A 16,678-nucleotide genomic window follows, 5' to 3' on the forward strand; every position below is an offset into this window, starting at 1 on the left:
TTTAAAGCGGGAGGAGTTGTCGACTCCTCGACTCGTCTCTCCCGCTTTTTTTAAAAATATAAGAAAGTATAAAATTCAACCTTTTACGTTGCTTATATTTCACCGCGAAACGAGCTTTTGCCGCCAAGGACGGCGTCAGCCGTTTACGCTTGTTTAGGATTTAATTTTTGGCTTGCTCGCTATACCATGCATTGACTTCTTCCGTAATATCATCGCCGCCTAGCGACTTCCAGCTTGCAACGAAGTTATCGAATTCATCAATCGAGGCGCCCATAATGATTTTTGTAAAGGACTCTTGCATAAGCTTATCTAGCTGGGCCCCCTTCTCTACTTGTGTTTTTGTAGGAAGGCCATAGAATTCATTGTTTACAAACGCTCCGCTCTCTTTAATCTTACGAGTCGTTCCCCAGCCGCCGTCTTTTGCTGCACGGCTATAATATTGACCCCAATTTACGCCTTTGGTAGCATCTTTTGTATTTCCTGCAAGGTAATCCCTACTTGCTTTGAAGACATCCGCTACATTCTTGAAATTCTCATCATCAAGCGTAATTTCAGTCTGTTTAGCGTCGAGTGCCTTGTTCACTTCTGTATAGATCGTTTCAATTTGAGCAGGGTTGTAGATACGTGGATTAAACCAGTTATATACATAACCATTCTCTGCTTTGTTTTTTTCTAAATATTGTTTGTTGCCCATTTCGATATAGAAATTGATCATTTTAATGGCTGCTTCTGGATTTTTCGATTTTTTGTTTACAGCGAAAACCTTACCAGCCCGAATTTTTGGAACAAGTGATTTTGCTGGACCGTCTAGCCCTGGAATTTGAACCGCAATCCACTCAGCCTTCGGATCATTGTCAATATTTAAATTAAGCGGCCAGTTCGGGTACCACCATTCTCCGTAAGAAATACCGACCTTGCCCGAAGTAAGATCTTCTACTGCCTTGTTCTCATCCTTCAGCGCAAATTCTTTATCCAGAATGCCATTTTGGTACCAAGACTGCAGCTTACTAAGCGCCGTCTTCACCTCAGGTTGAATAAGACCCGGTATTAGTTTATCTTCACCATTTTTGAGCCAGGCTGTCTGAGCATCACCAATGGATGGGTAGGCCCCGAATCCGTTAAATAATCCTCTTACATCAAATCCCCAGAAAAACAGCGTTTTCTGCAAAGAAATACCGTAAGTATCATTCTTGCTATTTTTATCGGGATCATTTTTCACAAACGCTTCTGCGACCTTTTCCAGCTCATCGATCGTTGTTGGCGCTTGTAAGTTCAAATTACTAAGCCAATCCTTCCGAATCCAAAGCAATTGAGTAGATAGGAATGGATCTTCAAAAGCTGGAATCGCCAGCTGTTTGCCGTCTGAGTGATAAGTCTTCATTGCAAAACCGCCATCCGATTCCATGTATTTCTTAAGTATTGGCGATGCGTATTGTTCATAAGCATCTGAAAGGTCAGCGAGCATATCCTGCTTTTTCAGCTTCTCGAAGTTTTTCGGGTCCAGCTCTAAAATATCAGGCAGGTCTCCCGATGCCATCGCGAGTGAAAATTTTTGTTCAAATTGGCTGGAGGGCACGGTCCATTTGTATTTCACATCGATGTTCATCATCTCTTTGAGATCCTTGAAGTAAGCATTCTGATCGGGTGTAATGCCTTTTGGCGTTCTCGGATCTTCAGGTGGATTAAATCCTAGTACTTGTGTAACCGTAACCGTATCAGGGTATTTACCGAATGGATCTGGCGGAGCGGCTTCCGTCTGATTGTTCTCTGATGACGGTTCAGAGGTTGGTGTATTTGCTTTGTTATCACCTTGAGTCGAGCATGCTGAAATGGTTAAAAGAGACAGCGATAACAATAAGATCATTTTCATCGTTCTATTATTTTTCATATGGAACACTTTCCCCCTTTTGATAATGTTAGTAGCCCTGATCCCTGTGTTTATTATATTTCGAGAGGGAAAGCGGTTTCAATTTCACTTTGTTTACATCGCTTTTGATTTTTTTACCTATTGTGAATTTCGATACTCTTGAGGGGAACGTCCTGTCATTTTTCTAAAAAAAGTCGTAAAATACGAAGCCGAATCAAATCCAGCCTTACTTGCAATTTCATTTAATTTCAAGGATGTATTCATCATTAGATCAATGGCAACGGTCATTTTCGCGGATTGTATATACTCTAATAGATTATGTCCCGTGATCTGCTTGTAATAGCGGGACAAATAGGATGGATTAAAATGCACTTCATCTGCAATAGCCGTTAGGGACACATCATTGGACAGATTGTTATGCACATATTGATGAATTTGTTCAATTAGCAATTGTTTGAATTCTTCTTGCTTCATCTCTCCGCTCATATCCGATTCACAACCGGTCGATTTTTCGTAATCAACAATAACCATTTTTTGACCAAATGCCGCTCTTTTCTGAATCATTGCACGAACGGCTTCCACTTGGAGATGAAGCGTATCCCACTTTCCTAATAAATTCCCGGAAATGCCGAATGAAACCGAAGCGGCGAGCACCTCAACACATTCATTCTGCACAAGCTCAAGAATGCCTTTCATATAGGATGCTATACCCTGCTCATTCGCATCCGCATCTGATTGTGTCCCTCTAAAGCGTCCCAGTAATTCCTCATCCGCTTGAAGAAGCCACACAAGTGAGCTGCCATTGTAGAGCGTTTTCTCCCCGACTATGGAAGCCGGCAGATGATTGTCAAAAATCCGTTGTACCGCTTCCAGCACCTTTAAATTATGAATATCCAACCGATCCACTTGCCCTACAAGGAAGAAAGAGGGACGCTCAACAGCAATGCCAAAGTCCACTTCTGCATAAATGGGTTGAGTCAATAGCGTAGGAAGCGGCTTCCCGCTCAGCATGGCTTCCATCAGTTCTTTTTTTAGATAAGGCTCCGCGATTTGAATATGTCTTTGCGCCTTTTCCTGCTGAAGCCTAAGACTCTTCTCTTCTTCCAGTTTACCTATTACCTCTTTAACGGCTTGGAAAATCGGCTCAATTCCTTCTGTTTTCAAGATATAGTTCTCTACGCTTTTCTTTAACGCTTCGTATACATAATCAAATTCACTATACCCTGTAAGAAAGATAATTCGGCATGAGGGCCAATAGTATACCATTTCATCCACTAATTGCAGACCATTCTTCTGAGGCATACGAATATCGCTGATCAAGATATCCAGTTTCGTTTTCTTTGCTATTTCAAGCGCTTCACCGGAGGAATAGGCTTTACATATATCCAGCTCAAAGTCTTTGTTTCCCTGGAAAAGCTGTACTAAGCCATTCACAATGACAGGCTCGTCATCAACAATTAACAATCGGTACATTATTTTGCCCCCTTATTTTCAAGATGTATGATAAGCTCCACCTTCAAACCGCCGTTTTGGCTTCGGGAGACGAATAAGCCGCTGCCCTCTCCATAAATTAATTTCAGCCGGTTGCTCACGTTAATTAATCCCGTTTTCTCAACTTGCTTCGTTCTGACTGCAAGCTGCTCCTGCAATTGCTCTATTTTATCATCTGTCAATAAACCGCCATTGTCTTCTACGGTGATGCGTACTGTATCATCCTGGTAGCTAGCTCCAATATAGACAACTCCGTTCATCGTACCATCTTCAAAGGCATGATCAAATACGTTCTCGACGATCGGCTGAATGATGAGTCTCGGTACGTAAACGGTATGCAATTGATCCGAAATCTCGGTGTATTCATACGAAATTCGATTGGAAAAGCGAATGCATTGGATTTCGCAATAATCTAGCGCATGTTGAAACTCCTTGTTAAGAAGCACTTCATCGGCACCGCTTCTGGTAATGTATTGATAATAGCTTCCAAGCTTTTGGGAGAGCTCCGCGGCACTATCAGAATCCCCTACTTTGCACATCATATAAATATTAAAAAAGCTGTTGTATAAAAAATGGGGGTTGATTTGAGATTGCAGCTGCTTTAATTCCGAATGCTGCAGCGCTATTTTTTGTTCATAGTTTTCCTTTATGGAAACTTTCAATCGATGTGCCATACGATTAAAGCTTTGAAATAAATAATGAAATTCATCATTTGTCTTGGATTCGATGACTAAGTTCAGATTATCCGTTTCTATCATTCGAAATGCCTTGCCTAGATTGGACAATGGACGATGTATCATGACATTAACCGAGAACGAATATAGCAAAAGAATGATAATGGTAATGCTGAACAAGAGATAATACAGCGTATAAAACTGACTTAATGATCTGGTGATTTCGTTCTGATTCACATACATAATTAATGACAAATTTAAAGAGCTGACAAAATTGTGTATTACAAAATAACGGATGCCGTTGACTTTCTCCATTTTAGACATATGGTCAGCTTGATCATTAGGATCTTTAACCAGTTGATGCTGTACCGTAATGGCTTGATCCTCTTGCGTCGTGGAAAATACACTACCCAAACTCTCACTCCCAAGCAATACCTCTGACTCCTTGTATAGGGTCCTAATTTGATGCAGCTCTTCGAGCAGCTTCACTTTGGAAAGTTCAATATACGACCATATGCCGTCATTATTCGCTGTCTCGATAAAGAATATCCGATCTCCGACTCTATAAAAGGAAGGTTTGATTGAAACTCCTAATAGTGTAGAAATTAGTTTATATTCATCGTTTGGCGTATTGGTAACACCATTCGAAATAGAGATGGTTTTACCTACTGATGCAATATAAACTCCTGCATTAAGCACATATTCGCTAGAATTCATGAGAAAGCCCAATCGATCTCTCACTTGATCAATCAGTTTAACCTCATCATATTTCCCGAGGCTTCCTCCCCTAAAGCTAAGCTTTTGCAAATCTTCACCGTTAATAAACCCCAATTGCTGACTGCGAATAAAATACATTTCCTTATCCAGTTGCTTCGCGTAAAAGGAAGCTCCCGCTTCGGCTGAATCCAACATCGTATTCTTTGAAAAAGACATGCCCTTGTAATTGACCCAGATGTTCATCGAAATGAGAGGAACAAGAAACACGATAAATACGATAACAATTTTCTGATAGACGAACCATTTTGCTTTGCCGGCAGCCTGCAATTTCATAGGATTTCCCCTTCTTCTTCATCTTGGTACACTTGTATGAGGCATCTCCTTTTGCCTGTCATACAGGATTTCTCAAAGTGTGGTATTTCATTTCTATGTGTCTATTATTCAGTCTAACTTCACGATGCTGATTAATATAATTAGCATAACAAAGACTTGGCTCAGCGTGTTCATCTTTTACCTTAGCAGACGTCATGTAATTGGCATACTTTAGATTAACAAAAATTCGTACGCCAGATACGCCAGATCCTGTACATACCCCAAAAATAGGTTCAGTCTGATTTTTAGAAACATGTCTAAAAATAAAAGAGATCAGCTGAACTTTGGCATGACCAAAGTTAGAGCTGATCTGGTGGGATTTCTAAAATTGCAAAACGAAGTCAATAAGTATCCAATGGTATTCTTGAAGAATCAACGAATCACTTATAAATCTTTAGTTTCAAGTTAGTTTTCACATCGCCTATTTTGTCTTTTTCGTTAGAAAAGACAAGCTGTCAATCCGTAGATCAGGCGCATTAAACACAACATAAAGATCATGATTTCCCGTCAGTTTCGTGTTGGTCAGATCAACTGTCACATCTGTATATCCGAGTTCCTTAACAGATGCATCAGCGTTGGCTATGGTATAGGAGCGCTGTCCTGTAACGGGAACATTCAAAGCGGCAAACGGTTTACTGGACGGTGAATCGATATGCAACGTAATCACACCGCCAGAGCCATTGGATGCGACGCTTGCCGTAACTTGTTTGGCAGCAGACAGATCAACTTTTGGAATCGCAATCCAAGCACCGTTATTCATGGACCCTACTGCATAGTAACCGCCTATAACCTTCTTCGCTTTCAGATTTACTGCTGTACGCTCCTTAGAGACTTCACTGTAAATCACGTTCTTCGACGCAAAAGAGTGATCAAATACATTGAAGGCTTTGTTAATATTGAGTTTCTCAAGCGGTGTACCCACGACCTTTACATCCTTTTGTATCCGGAGGTCCTTTGAGGAAGCACCGACCATGAACGTATAGACGCCGTTTTCGACGATGAGATCTCCTTTGTTAACATCCCAGATCGCAAAATCCTTCGGGTCCACTTTCAAAGTGACTGTTTTTGTTTCTCCTGCATTAAGCTTAATCTTCTCGTACGAGATCAACTTCGTGGAAGGTGCATTCGAGCCGTAAGCAGACTTGTTGTTCTTCGTATACAACTGGATAACTTCGGAAGTATTCACCTTACCATTATTCTTTACATTTACCTTTACAGTGAACGTCTGTTTGCCACTTACGGAAGCTGGCACGGACAGGTTGCTGTATTTGAAGTGACTGTAGGATAGCCCATACCCGAATTCGTATGTTACCGGCGCTTTCGTGTACATATAAGTTAGTTTGGTTTCAATCGGGTCCGCATTCGTCATATCCACTGTGTATCGCGGATCGGTTTTATCCAGCGTTTGGGTCAAATCCGGAATAGAATACTTGGAGATGGCTGGTAAAGAAGACATATCCGCATACCATGTGGAGTTCAATCGGCCTGTCGGAGCATAATCTCCGTAGAGTACCTGAGCCAGCGCTTGCCCATCGTATTGTCCACCGTAAGGCTGATACAAGATCGCCGAAACATTGGGATTATCCTGAATTTGCTTCATGATTACCGGAAAGCTCGATCGAACGACAACGACAGTTTTCTTGCCTTTCGCAGCGAAGGCGTCAGAGACGGTTTTGACAAGTTTGTAGTCGTCATCACCCATGTATAGGCTAGACCTGTCATTCCCCTCACCAGCGCTATGACGCGGAACGGATCCAACGAACACGATGGCGTAATCGTCGGTTTTCGCTCGTGTCGCAGCAGCAGCTCCTACATCTTGAACAACCGTTTGCTTATACTTAGCATTGCTGTTCTTTCTTGCTTCATTGGCAGTAGAGGCATTCGTTAACGTCGTACCTGCCGTTTTTAACCCACCGTCATCACCTGTAACTACCAATCTTCCATTTGCGTAATATTTTCCAGTAAAATTCCCAAAGAAACTTAAATGATAGGTGTCAGCCACCATAGCGATTGTACCGTCTGTGTTCTTCTCCATTCTCAAGGTTGGCGGAATGGCGCTGGTGCTTCCCCCACCTAGTTGATCAGAATTCCAGTCATTGTTTGTCAAGTTCAGTTTGGTAGAATCCGTGTTACCAACCGCAGCATCTGCCAATTTCGGAGAAGTAACCCACTTTTTGTTTTTCATTGAAAGCAGACTGACTCCACCTTGTCCCCAATCGTAAACCTCGAATAGTTGAGCTGGATTGGATTTATCCAACGGTCCAGCAATCGTGACGAGCCCGGCACCGGCATCTGCCGCACTGCTGGTAACTGGATTTCCATTTGATTTAGAAGTTAGTGCTATCACTTTACTTCCGGTATTGTAGGAAACATTAGCTGCGCCGATTTGTTTTATGATCGATGTAAGCGGAGCATCACCCGAATTCGGCAGGTCTGGCGTTACAGCTAACGATTTTGATGTTTTGAACCTTGAATCGGCATATATACCCGAAATCGCCGCTTTTTTGCTTTTCGCCAGTGGCAGCGTTCCGTCATTCTTTAACAGCACGATGCTCTCCTGCGCTGCTCTTAGCGCCACTTCCTGGTGCTCAGGCACTGTGTAGGTAGCTTTGGTAGCAGAAACATCGCCTGCATCACTTGCAAACGGATAAAATTTCGGGATTCCGTTTTCGTCAGTTTCATTAAATATTCCGAGACGGACCATTTGGTTCACATGCGATCGCGCGGCTTTAATCAAATCTTCTTTTGTGGCTCCATATAGTCCCTTTGCCACAGCATTAACCAATGTTTGGACATCCTGCAACCCGTCCCCCGACTCAGCTAGAGTAAACAATACGGAGGCATGAGCTTGATCTACCGTGTATTGCGTGTCATATCCATTTCCTTGTGCATTTCCACCGGGGCTAAACGGATTACTATAGACCCAACGGTCACTGTAAAAGTCCGTGCTGCTGTAAGCCCCAAACTTTGAATTATTATTCGCGTAGATTTGAAATGGGGAGAGAATATTCGGAATTCCGTTTGTCATGCCGAAAGAAGTCATGACACCTGCCAATGAACCGCTCTCAAACCCTCTAAACGGACTTCTGGTATAATACTCGTAGATCGAACGGGCACTTGCGTTATTGCTTGTCGATTCTCGGAACCATTGGGAATTATAAACGGAATAATGCTTTGTCCCTACTGCAGCTCTCATCCAGAAGCCGTCGTCGCTCTTAGCCTGTTCGATCCCAGTAAGACCGGTCGCCATTGTATCCACCAGTGTTGAGGTTAAATACGCATCTTCGCTGAAACTTTCATCAAACCGTCCGATCAACGGATTGATCCTTAAATCGCTAGTTGCCGTGAAGGCCACTGAACGTGACGCATTCGGACCGTCTTGAATATTAGAATCTCCTTGCTTCACTTTAAGCTGGCTGAGCTTCTCGACTCCCATTACATTTCCCACATCAGCAATCAAATCCTTATTCCAAGATTGTCCCATCCCAATGTACGAAGGAAAGTCAGTGGAAATTCCTTGGTCATTATCCGCTGCCGATAATGCACCCGGAATTTTTTTACCGGCATGCGGACCACTTTTTAACGTGTAGATGTTCCGAGCTCCTGCTATGTATACTGCTGGCCCTTCTACACCGGTATAATCAAAATAAGTATCTACGAACTCGTCCAGATGCTCCGGCACACCGTCAAACAATGGCATCCCGTCAAATACTCCGCCTGTTTGCGTTTTGAACACTATGGGGGTTTTTGATGCATTTGTTGCAAGTACCTGTACAGGACGTGCGGTGCCGGCTAATAAGCTGACCGATAGAGAACAGACCATAGAATAAGAGAGCAGCTTTCTTGCAAACTTAGATGTTTTACTATTCATTGAGGTTTCAATCCTTTCCCTTGGTTTAGTCATTTTATTTTTGATCGCAATCGAAGCCTTACCTTTATTGGACGAACCCCTCTATTTAAGCGCTTTCATTTTCTTTCCGACAAAGTGCGAGGCAGAATCTCCCCCGCACGTCTACCGTATGACTGGTTATCCCTTAACCGATCCTGCCGTCATTCCCTCAATAATATAACGCTGAAGAAACAGGTAGACGATAAGCATTGGCAGCATAACCGAGAGTAAATCTGCAAATACAAATTGCCACGAAGTTCCGTATTGCGAAACGAAATTATAGACGGAGAAAGGCAGTGTCCATTTACTGCTATCGCTGATAATGTAAAGCGTGTTGAGAAAATCGTTCCAAGACGAGATCGCGACAAATACGGTAACCGTCGCAATCGATGGCTTCAATAATGGGAAGATAATCCTACTGAAAGTGTAGAAACTCCCTGCGCCATCAATCGTCGCTGCCTCATCCAGCTCCCTAGGCAAAGATCTAACGAACCCGCTCATAATAAAAATGGTGAGTGGAAGGTTAAGTGCGGTCATGAACAGGATGAGACCGATAAACTGTCCCGATATATTAAGCGATTGCATCAGCTTGATCGTCGGAATCATCGAAGGCGGTGCGATCATTCCTGCAAAGAATAAATAGAACAAGTATTGAACCCAGCGGCCATGCCGGCGTGCAAGGAAATAGGCACACATGGAGCCGGCACTTATGGTAAACACTACCGTGGAAACCGTAACCAGCACACTATTCTTGAAGCCATTTAGTAACCGGCCTTCTATAAATACCGTCTTATAGTTGGACCACATCCATTCACTCGGAAGGCTGAGGTTCAATTTAACGGCTTCAGCGGGATTTTTTAAGGAGCCAAATACGACTAACACCAGCGGCAGGATAATAAGTAAGCTTCCCAAGGATGCCAGCAAGGTCCTCAGCCATGAACCGTATCGCATTTTCATTCCGCCATCTCCCCCTTCCGCATCAGTTTAAGCAGCAGGATAGAAATGATAGCTACGGAGAGGAACAAAACGACGTTCGCGGCTGTACCAAATGCATAAAGACCTGAGCCGAATTGTTTGAAAATAAACGTATTCATCACTTCGGTAGCGCCCCCAGGTCCGCCGCCAGTCGTAGCATAAATAATCTCAAATGCTTTCATTGAACCAATCATGCTTAATAGTACGCTAATCGTTACGACAGGAGCCAAAATCGGCATAATCACAAAGCGGAGCCGCTGCATATAGGTCGTCCCGTCGATGACTGATGCTTCCAACATGTCTTTGGAAATTCCCTGTAAACCTGCGAGATATAACGCCATTGACTGTCCTGCCCATTGCCACACATTCACGACTGTCACGGAATACAACGCAAGCTTCGGATCTCCAAGCCAATCTTTTGTCCAATCCGATAATCCCAGCGCGTTTAATAGTTGATTGAATATTCCATCTGGATGCAGAACCGTCGTGAACGTATAGCCAACGACTAGCGCGCTTAAGATTGATGGCAAGAAGTACAAGCTGCGGAAAAAATTCTTTCCCATAAGCGTCGAATTAAGAAGAAGTGCTAGGAGTACGCCTAGCCCATTTTGTAAAATGGTGACCAGCACAGCGTAAATCACGGTATGTTTCATCGCAAGATACATGCCTTTTGTTTGAAACAAATCTACGAATTGTTCAAATCCAACGAACTTGATCTGGTCCTTGTAGGGGGACCAGTCCGTGAGCGAATAATAAAATCCCGAAAATGTCGGATATAAATACAATACCGCAAATATCGCTAGCGCTGGAACGATCAACCACATAGGATACATCCGTTTGTGCAGCAAATTACTCTCCACCCTTTCCTGCGAAAACCTCTTAGAAGCCGGCCACTCCTGCCGCTTTTGCATTTTTTTCTATGTTAGACTGCAGTCCTTTAGCTACTTCAGCTGGCGTTATCTGCCCGCCATACATCTGCTGTAAGAGCGATTGATAATCTCCGATCTCGACCACGGCCAACGAATTGAAAAACGGAATCGCTTTCCCTTGTTCGATATATGCATTCATATCGGCTGTGCCTGGGTTTAACTTCACGTCTAGACCTGTCCAGGTCGGAATCGATTTTACTTCATTGAAGTATTTGGACAGTTCTTCTGGACTGCTGAAGAAATTCAGGAACTCCTTGGCAGCTTCAACATTCGGGGAATTCTTAAAAACATACAAACCGTTCGGATCGGAAATCCCAGCGTAGTTATCGCCATCCGAGGGCAGTGGGAACATGCCAATCTGAGCATCAGGATATTTTTCAAGAAGAGGAGCAATTGCCCAATCTGCTTGGAAGATCATCGCCGACTTGCCTGTTGCGACTTGCTCTAAAGACATGTCATATGTTCCAGAGAATAGATCTTTGTTCAGATATCCTTTCGTCTGCAGGTCACTTTGTTTCTGAAGCGTATCCACGAACTCTGGAATTTGATCGAATGTCGTCTGATTCGCGTTGATCTTATCCATCAGATCCGGCTGCTTGTTCATGACATTAGCCACAGCGTTGAAGGTGTACAGTTGCAATGGCCAGCCTTCTTTCCCCGCTTCATATACTGGTGTAACACCTGCAGCCTTGATCTTTTCGCACGCGGCGAGGAACTCTTCATAAGTCTTTGGAATTTCAATTCCTAGATCTTCGAATACTTTTTTGTTATAGATAACCCCGGAAACACTCGTACCGGTTACTGGGATGCCATACAGTTTGCCTTCATTTTTGAGGAAATATTTCGTAACCGCCGGATTGATGCGCGATACGAATTCCTCATTGCTCAGATCAAGCAAATTTTTCTCAGGCTGAAGCTTCTTCACATTACCTGCTTGCCCCCAATAAAATAGGAGGTCCGGCGCATCCTTCGTGGCTAGGCGCGTACTGACTAGATCCGCGTAATTATTAACCGGAGCGCTCTGGATATCCAATTTATTCCCCGTTTTTTCCTCATAATCATCGAAGATCATCTGCCACTTCTTCTCTTTCAGCCAGTCGCTCGCTACCAACACTTTAAGTGTAACTGGCTTCTTGTTTTCGTTAGACTGTGCAGCAGCGTTGGTTGCCGTATTCGTGGTGCCGCCGTTTTCAACATTGCCTCCAGCTTTACCGCATGCCGTTAAAGCAACGGCGAGCACTAGCAGAATCGTTGCAAGTTTACCCTTGCTCTTGATCATTTTGACCCCTCCATATAGTGTTGTACTGGTTTGCCTCTTTATCTTAGAATTTCGGTAACTATTACGGAATGGAAATAGTGAACCTCCGACCTGTAATTATCGAACCTTCCCGTAAAAATGGGCACTGCGTGATATAATATTATGGGGAGGAAGCGACATGCAACTTCGCATACAAACACGTTTATTTCTTAGTTTTACCTTACTCAGTTCTATATTAGTAGCCAGCAGCGGCTATCTATACTTTACGCAAACCTCTAAAGATCTAGTGATTCGCATGGAGGAAACAAATCGGCAGCAGTTATATCGCTATCAGGAAGCACTTGATAACGTAATCGAGGACATGGACCGCATTTCCGCACAAGTAATATACAGCTCCGATATCAAGAACTATCTAGTGGGGCAGGATGATGAGGATCCTTCATCTTTCCAAAGTTTCGCCAGCCGCAAAAAGTACGAGGACATGCTAGCTTCGTTCAATGGTCCTTGGTTTATCGCCACTCAAATTAATTTGATGAAAATGAATGGCTTCTTCTTAACCTACGGACAAAATATGGATACCATTTCAAATTTAAAGCTGCGAATTCAGCAATCGGAATGGCTAAAAGAAGCGGTTCAATTGGAAGGCGACAAACTTTTGGTTCCACCACATGAAAGCGAGTGGCAAGATAATCACCCCCTCTACTTCTCGCTGGTTCGAAGCTTTAACTTTCCATCTGCTTTCACGCCGGCCGCTGTTGAAGTTCAACAGCCCTTTGACCTCTTGTCGCAAACTATGGAGGTTGGCCGAAATGAAACATCCAATGCAAAAGTGTACGTGATTAACGACAAAGGGGAAATTTTCTATCCGTATTATGCTTCGGATGCGGATCGTCCGAAGATTCCGCGCTGGGCTGGCAGTTCACAGGAAATTAAGCGCTCTGACGGTGTTGATACGGACCTATGGAGCCAGATTCGATCCGATTTTAGCGGGCTCACAGTCCTGATTCAGCAGCCAAAATCGGAAGTCATGCAGCCCATCGCCCACCTTCGCCGGATTACATTGATCTTAGGCCTTTTTGGCGAAATCGTATCGCTTTTAATCGCTTATATCCTTACGGCAGGAATCGCTTCCCCAATTCGCTATTTGCAGAAACGACTTGAGAAGCTAACGATTGATAATATCACCACTTCAAAAGTAAAGAAGCTTCATAATATCAAGGAAATTGGCAAGCTGTATGCTACGTTTGAGGAGATGCGTACTCGGCTTAACCACTCCCTAAACGAGGTTATTCAATCCCAAAAAAGGGAAAATGCCTCCCATTTGCACGCGATGTATGCACAGATGAATCCACATTTTCTATTTAACACATTGACGTCTATGGCATCTTACGCAGAGGAATCTGGTTTTCCTGAATATGCCCGCATTTCCCAGCAGCTTAGCGGGATGCTTCGTTACTCAACCAATTCCATGTCGAAGACCGTGTCGCTAAAGCAGGAGATTCATTATACCATCCAATACATGGAGCTGATGAGGTTTCGGTACGAGGGACAATTCACGTTCTCGGTTTATGTAGACCCGCAGCTCGAGGAAGAACCGATTCCTAAGTTTCTGCTGCAGCCTCTCGTGGAGAACTCATTCGCACATGGATTTCAACAAGCCCGTCCGCCGTGGATGATAGATATTTCAGCTCAGGTATTGGATGAATCCATGTCCTGGGAAATCCGAATTGGTGACAACGGGTCAGGCTTTACGGACATTTCTTTTGCTGAAACCCAGAATCTTATTCAAGAACTGAACGAAGGACGGATTCGGCAGTTAGAAAGCTTATCTACCCATGGTCTTGGCCATATGGGAATCGTCAATACGCTGACCCGCTGCAGACTGTTTTGGAATGATGAGGTTTGGTTTTCCTTGAAATACCGCCCCCAAGGGATGGAATATACGATAAAGATAAGGAGGATGATCGAAGGTGTTCCGACTGATCCTCGTTGAAGATGAACCCCGGATTCTCCGGCATTTGAAAGAGAAAATCCGTACCCTGCGTCCAGACTTTAAGATAGTCGGTGCCTACAACAACGGGGAAGATGCGCTCGTTGAATTGCATTGGACGCAGCCGCACGCTATCATCACAGACATTCGTATGCCCGTAATGAATGGCCTCGAACTGATCGGCAAAGTTAGAGCGCTGTTACCGGGGATACAATGCGCAATTCTCAGTGGTTATGATGACTACTCTTACCTGCGGGAAGCCATCAAGCTTGACATCACCGATTACCTGCTCAAGCCCGCAGCGGACCATGATATAGGTGAATTGCTGGATAAAATAAGAGACAAACTAATGCACAATCAGACTCTGCTGGAACGCGAAGTGGCAAAGCAAATCATGGATGCGTCCGATGACTCGGACCCCATTCGCGCAGAGTGGGAAAGCATCGCAAAGGAACTTTTCTATCACGGCAATTACCTGCTTGTTTATGCCCTGTCACTGCAAGGGGATATTCCTGCCGGCATTCATGATACCTTCATCTCCATGCTGCAAGAGGGGGAAAAGTTTACGCTCCTGCCTTCGGCTGCTGGTAATGAAGATATCCTCTTGTTCGGCATGCATACTTGGTCAAATGTACGTCAAGCAGAATGGACCCAGGCCATTAAATCTCGCGCGAAAGCGGAGGATGGCGTGACGGTTGCGATGGCTTTATCTACTAGAGGCCTACAACCGGTTCCTGCCCTGTTAGCAGATTGCAAAAGGCTGGTGCGGGCGAAAAGCCGCTTTGAAGGAAGCAGCTTCTGGATCGACGAAGGTTTTACAGAAGATATCAAACCATTATTGGAACCTCTTCAGCCCGCATTGTTGCGATTAAACCAATTCATTACGAAGCAGCAGAAGCAATTGTTTGCCAAGGAGCTAGACATTTTTTTTGCAGAAGAATCAAAAAAATCTTTTCCTATCACCCGTAGAGGCTGGGAGCTTATTCTGCTGCACGCATCGCATACGCTCCACAGTCTCGCCAAAGATTCTTTTACGAGTACCTTCGATCTTAAACAGGCCATGGAACTGGAAGTAAGCGATGAAGTATGGAGAGCAAGAAAACGAATCGATCTGCATACCCAAGTCAAGGAGATCTGGTGTTCATATTTTTTTAGATCCGAGCACGATCAGGAGACGCAGCGGGACTGGGCAAAGGAAGCCAAGCAGTACATGCACGCCCAATTTCTCGAAAACATCTCCCTAACCAGTATCGCGGATGTGTTTCAGCTTCACCCCGCCTACTTGAACCGAGTATTTAAGCGTACTTTCCAAATCTCCATCCCAGATTATCTGATCAAGCTTCGCATGGACGAGGCTTGCCGTTTTATGAGGGAGCATCCCTTTGTTCTGATCAAGGATATAGCCGAACATGTGGGGTATTTGGATCCGTATTATTTTAGCAAAGTGTTCAAGCAGCATACAGGTAGCAGCCCTACGGATTATAAGAATCAGAATGGATAATACCCATGAACTGCAAAAAAGAGCCTTCTCACAATCAAGAAGGCTCTTTTTTGTCTCAACTTCCATCATCGGATTATGTCTACTAATTGCTAAAAAGCCCTGATAAATCAAGGTTGACTTGACTATCAGGACTTATTTTTTTTCCAAAACGAATGATAACTCACATCAGTTATCTCTCACTTTTTCCCCGAGTAATCCCTCTGTCTCAAGCTCTCGTAAAGAAGCACCGTAGCCGCCATCGCGACGTTTAACGATTCCGCTTGGCCCTTCATCGGGATAATGACCGTTTCATCCATGAGTTCGCGGACAGCGGGCGAGAGCCCCTCCGATTCGCTTCCCATGAGCAGCCATGTCGCTTGCGTCCAGTCAAAGCTGTAGCAGGTATGCTCGGCCTGCAGACTCGTGCCGACCAGCTTTATGCCTTTTGATTTTGCTTGCAGGAGCAGCTCCTTCAGATCGGCTTCGATAATAGGCAAATGGAACACCGAGCCCATCGTTGACCTTACGGTCTTCGGATTGTAAAGATCCACGCAGCCCTTGCCGAGTATCACAGCATCCGCTCCTACAGCGTCGGCACTGCGGATGATAGTGCCTGCATTGCCGGGATCGCGCACAGCGTCAAGTACCACCACGAGACCGTTTTTGCGGAAGATAGCCGATTGATCTACCGAGAGCTTTGACAATACGGCAAATACCGGAGGCGGAGTATCCGTCCCTGTGCATTTTGCCATCACGGGGCGCGATGCTTGTACCCACTCTAATCCGAGCGTTGCCGCCGAATCGTTTGTTTCCCGCTCAAGCTTAAGCTCAGCGGGAATGCCGCGATCGGAATCGTATACGATTGTTTTTACATCGGCGTTACCCCGAAGCGCTTCCAGCACGAGATGGACGCCCTCAATTAGAAACTGACCGTTCCGATCGCGATTTTTTTTGTCCAGCAGCGATGCCCACTGCTTTACCTTGTCGTTTTGAACAGATGAGAGCAATGGATCAAAATTTTCATTCATAGTTAGCT

At 44.3% G+C, this 16,678-nt stretch carries 10 protein-coding genes; 2 read left to right on the forward strand and 8 right to left on the reverse strand.

What is annotated here, in order from left to right; translation table 11 throughout:
- Window positions 1–160 precede the first annotated feature (160 nt).
- The 7 genes from MRBLPE1_RS09150 to MRBLPE1_RS09180 all read right to left on the reverse strand — a co-directional run bounded on the left by MRBLPE1_RS09150 (window position 161) and on the right by MRBLPE1_RS09180 (window position 12,193).
- Window positions 161–1,888, reverse strand: coding sequence for an extracellular solute-binding protein (locus MRBLPE1_RS09150; RefSeq protein WP_364144293.1), 1,728 nt, complete (start codon window positions 1,886–1,888; stop codon window positions 161–163).
- Window positions 1,889–2,005: 117 nt separating this feature from the next.
- Window positions 2,006–3,340: a response regulator transcription factor gene (locus MRBLPE1_RS09155; protein WP_364144295.1), complete on the reverse strand. Its 1,335-nt coding sequence runs from the start codon at window positions 3,338–3,340 to the stop codon at window positions 2,006–2,008.
- On the reverse strand, window positions 3,340–5,082 hold the full coding sequence (locus MRBLPE1_RS09160; RefSeq protein ID WP_364144298.1) for a sensor histidine kinase: 1,743 nt from the start codon (window positions 5,080–5,082) through the stop codon (window positions 3,340–3,342). The genes MRBLPE1_RS09155 and MRBLPE1_RS09160 overlap by 1 nt, the downstream gene beginning before the upstream one ends.
- Window positions 5,083–5,542: 460 nt before the next feature.
- Window positions 5,543–8,992 (reverse strand): glycoside hydrolase family 3 C-terminal domain-containing protein, encoded by a 3,450-nt coding sequence (locus MRBLPE1_RS09165; RefSeq protein ID WP_364144301.1) that lies wholly within the window; start codon window positions 8,990–8,992, stop codon window positions 5,543–5,545.
- 156 nt (window positions 8,993–9,148) lie between these two features.
- A complete protein-coding gene (locus MRBLPE1_RS09170) occupies window positions 9,149–9,967 on the reverse strand; it encodes a carbohydrate ABC transporter permease (RefSeq protein WP_364144304.1) in 819 nt (272 codons plus the stop codon).
- Complete coding sequence (locus MRBLPE1_RS09175) at window positions 9,964–10,809, reverse strand: carbohydrate ABC transporter permease (RefSeq protein ID WP_364144306.1); 846 nt, start codon at window positions 10,807–10,809, stop codon at window positions 9,964–9,966. The genes MRBLPE1_RS09170 and MRBLPE1_RS09175 overlap by 4 nt, the downstream gene beginning before the upstream one ends.
- Before the next feature lie 55 nt (window positions 10,810–10,864).
- Window positions 10,865–12,193, reverse strand: coding sequence for an ABC transporter substrate-binding protein (locus tag MRBLPE1_RS09180; protein ID WP_364144308.1), 1,329 nt, complete (start codon window positions 12,191–12,193; stop codon window positions 10,865–10,867).
- A 157-nt stretch (window positions 12,194–12,350) separates the two neighbouring features.
- On the opposite strand from MRBLPE1_RS09180, the gene MRBLPE1_RS09185 reads away from it, so the two are divergent.
- Together MRBLPE1_RS09185 and MRBLPE1_RS09190 are read left to right on the forward strand one after the other, a co-directional pair.
- Window positions 12,351–14,165 (forward strand): histidine kinase, encoded by a 1,815-nt coding sequence (locus MRBLPE1_RS09185; RefSeq protein ID WP_364144310.1) that lies wholly within the window; start codon window positions 12,351–12,353, stop codon window positions 14,163–14,165.
- Complete coding sequence (locus MRBLPE1_RS09190; RefSeq protein WP_364144312.1) at window positions 14,143–15,663, forward strand: response regulator transcription factor; 1,521 nt, start codon at window positions 14,143–14,145, stop codon at window positions 15,661–15,663. The genes MRBLPE1_RS09185 and MRBLPE1_RS09190 overlap by 23 nt, the downstream gene beginning before the upstream one ends.
- Window positions 15,664–15,839: 176 nt before the next feature.
- Here the strand turns inward: MRBLPE1_RS09190 and MRBLPE1_RS09195 are convergent, their stop codons facing one another.
- Window positions 15,840–16,670, reverse strand: coding sequence for a TrmH family RNA methyltransferase (locus MRBLPE1_RS09195; RefSeq protein ID WP_364144315.1), 831 nt, complete (start codon window positions 16,668–16,670; stop codon window positions 15,840–15,842).
- Window positions 16,671–16,678 lie beyond the last annotated feature (8 nt).

Source organism: Paenibacillus sp. LPE1-1-1.1, from assembly GCF_040676435.1.
In the GTDB taxonomy this organism is placed as follows: domain Bacteria; phylum Bacillota; class Bacilli; order Paenibacillales; family Paenibacillaceae; genus Pristimantibacillus.

Bases quoted from the DNA above. Each gene is read 5' to 3' on its own strand.
- MRBLPE1_RS09150 (WP_364144293.1), bottom strand. From the start codon at position 1,888: ATGAAAAATAATAGAACGATGAAAATGATCTTATTGTTATCGCTGTCT.
- MRBLPE1_RS09155 (WP_364144295.1), bottom strand. From the start codon at position 3,340: ATGTACCGATTGTTAATTGTTGATGACGAGCCTGTCATTGTGAATGGC.
- MRBLPE1_RS09160 (WP_364144298.1), bottom strand. From the start codon at position 5,082: ATGAAATTGCAGGCTGCCGGCAAAGCAAAATGGTTCGTCTATCAGAAA.
- MRBLPE1_RS09165 (WP_364144301.1), bottom strand. From the start codon at position 8,992: ATGAATAGTAAAACATCTAAGTTTGCAAGAAAGCTGCTCTCTTATTCT.
- MRBLPE1_RS09170 (WP_364144304.1), bottom strand. From the start codon at position 9,967: ATGAAAATGCGATACGGTTCATGGCTGAGGACCTTGCTGGCATCCTTG.
- MRBLPE1_RS09175 (WP_364144306.1), bottom strand. From the start codon at position 10,809: ATGTGGTTGATCGTTCCAGCGCTAGCGATATTTGCGGTATTGTATTTA.
- MRBLPE1_RS09180 (WP_364144308.1), bottom strand. From the start codon at position 12,193: ATGATCAAGAGCAAGGGTAAACTTGCAACGATTCTGCTAGTGCTCGCC.
- MRBLPE1_RS09185 (WP_364144310.1), top strand. From the start codon at position 12,351: ATGCAACTTCGCATACAAACACGTTTATTTCTTAGTTTTACCTTACTC.
- MRBLPE1_RS09195 (WP_364144315.1), bottom strand. From the start codon at position 16,670: ATGAATGAAAATTTTGATCCATTGCTCTCATCTGTTCAAAACGACAAG.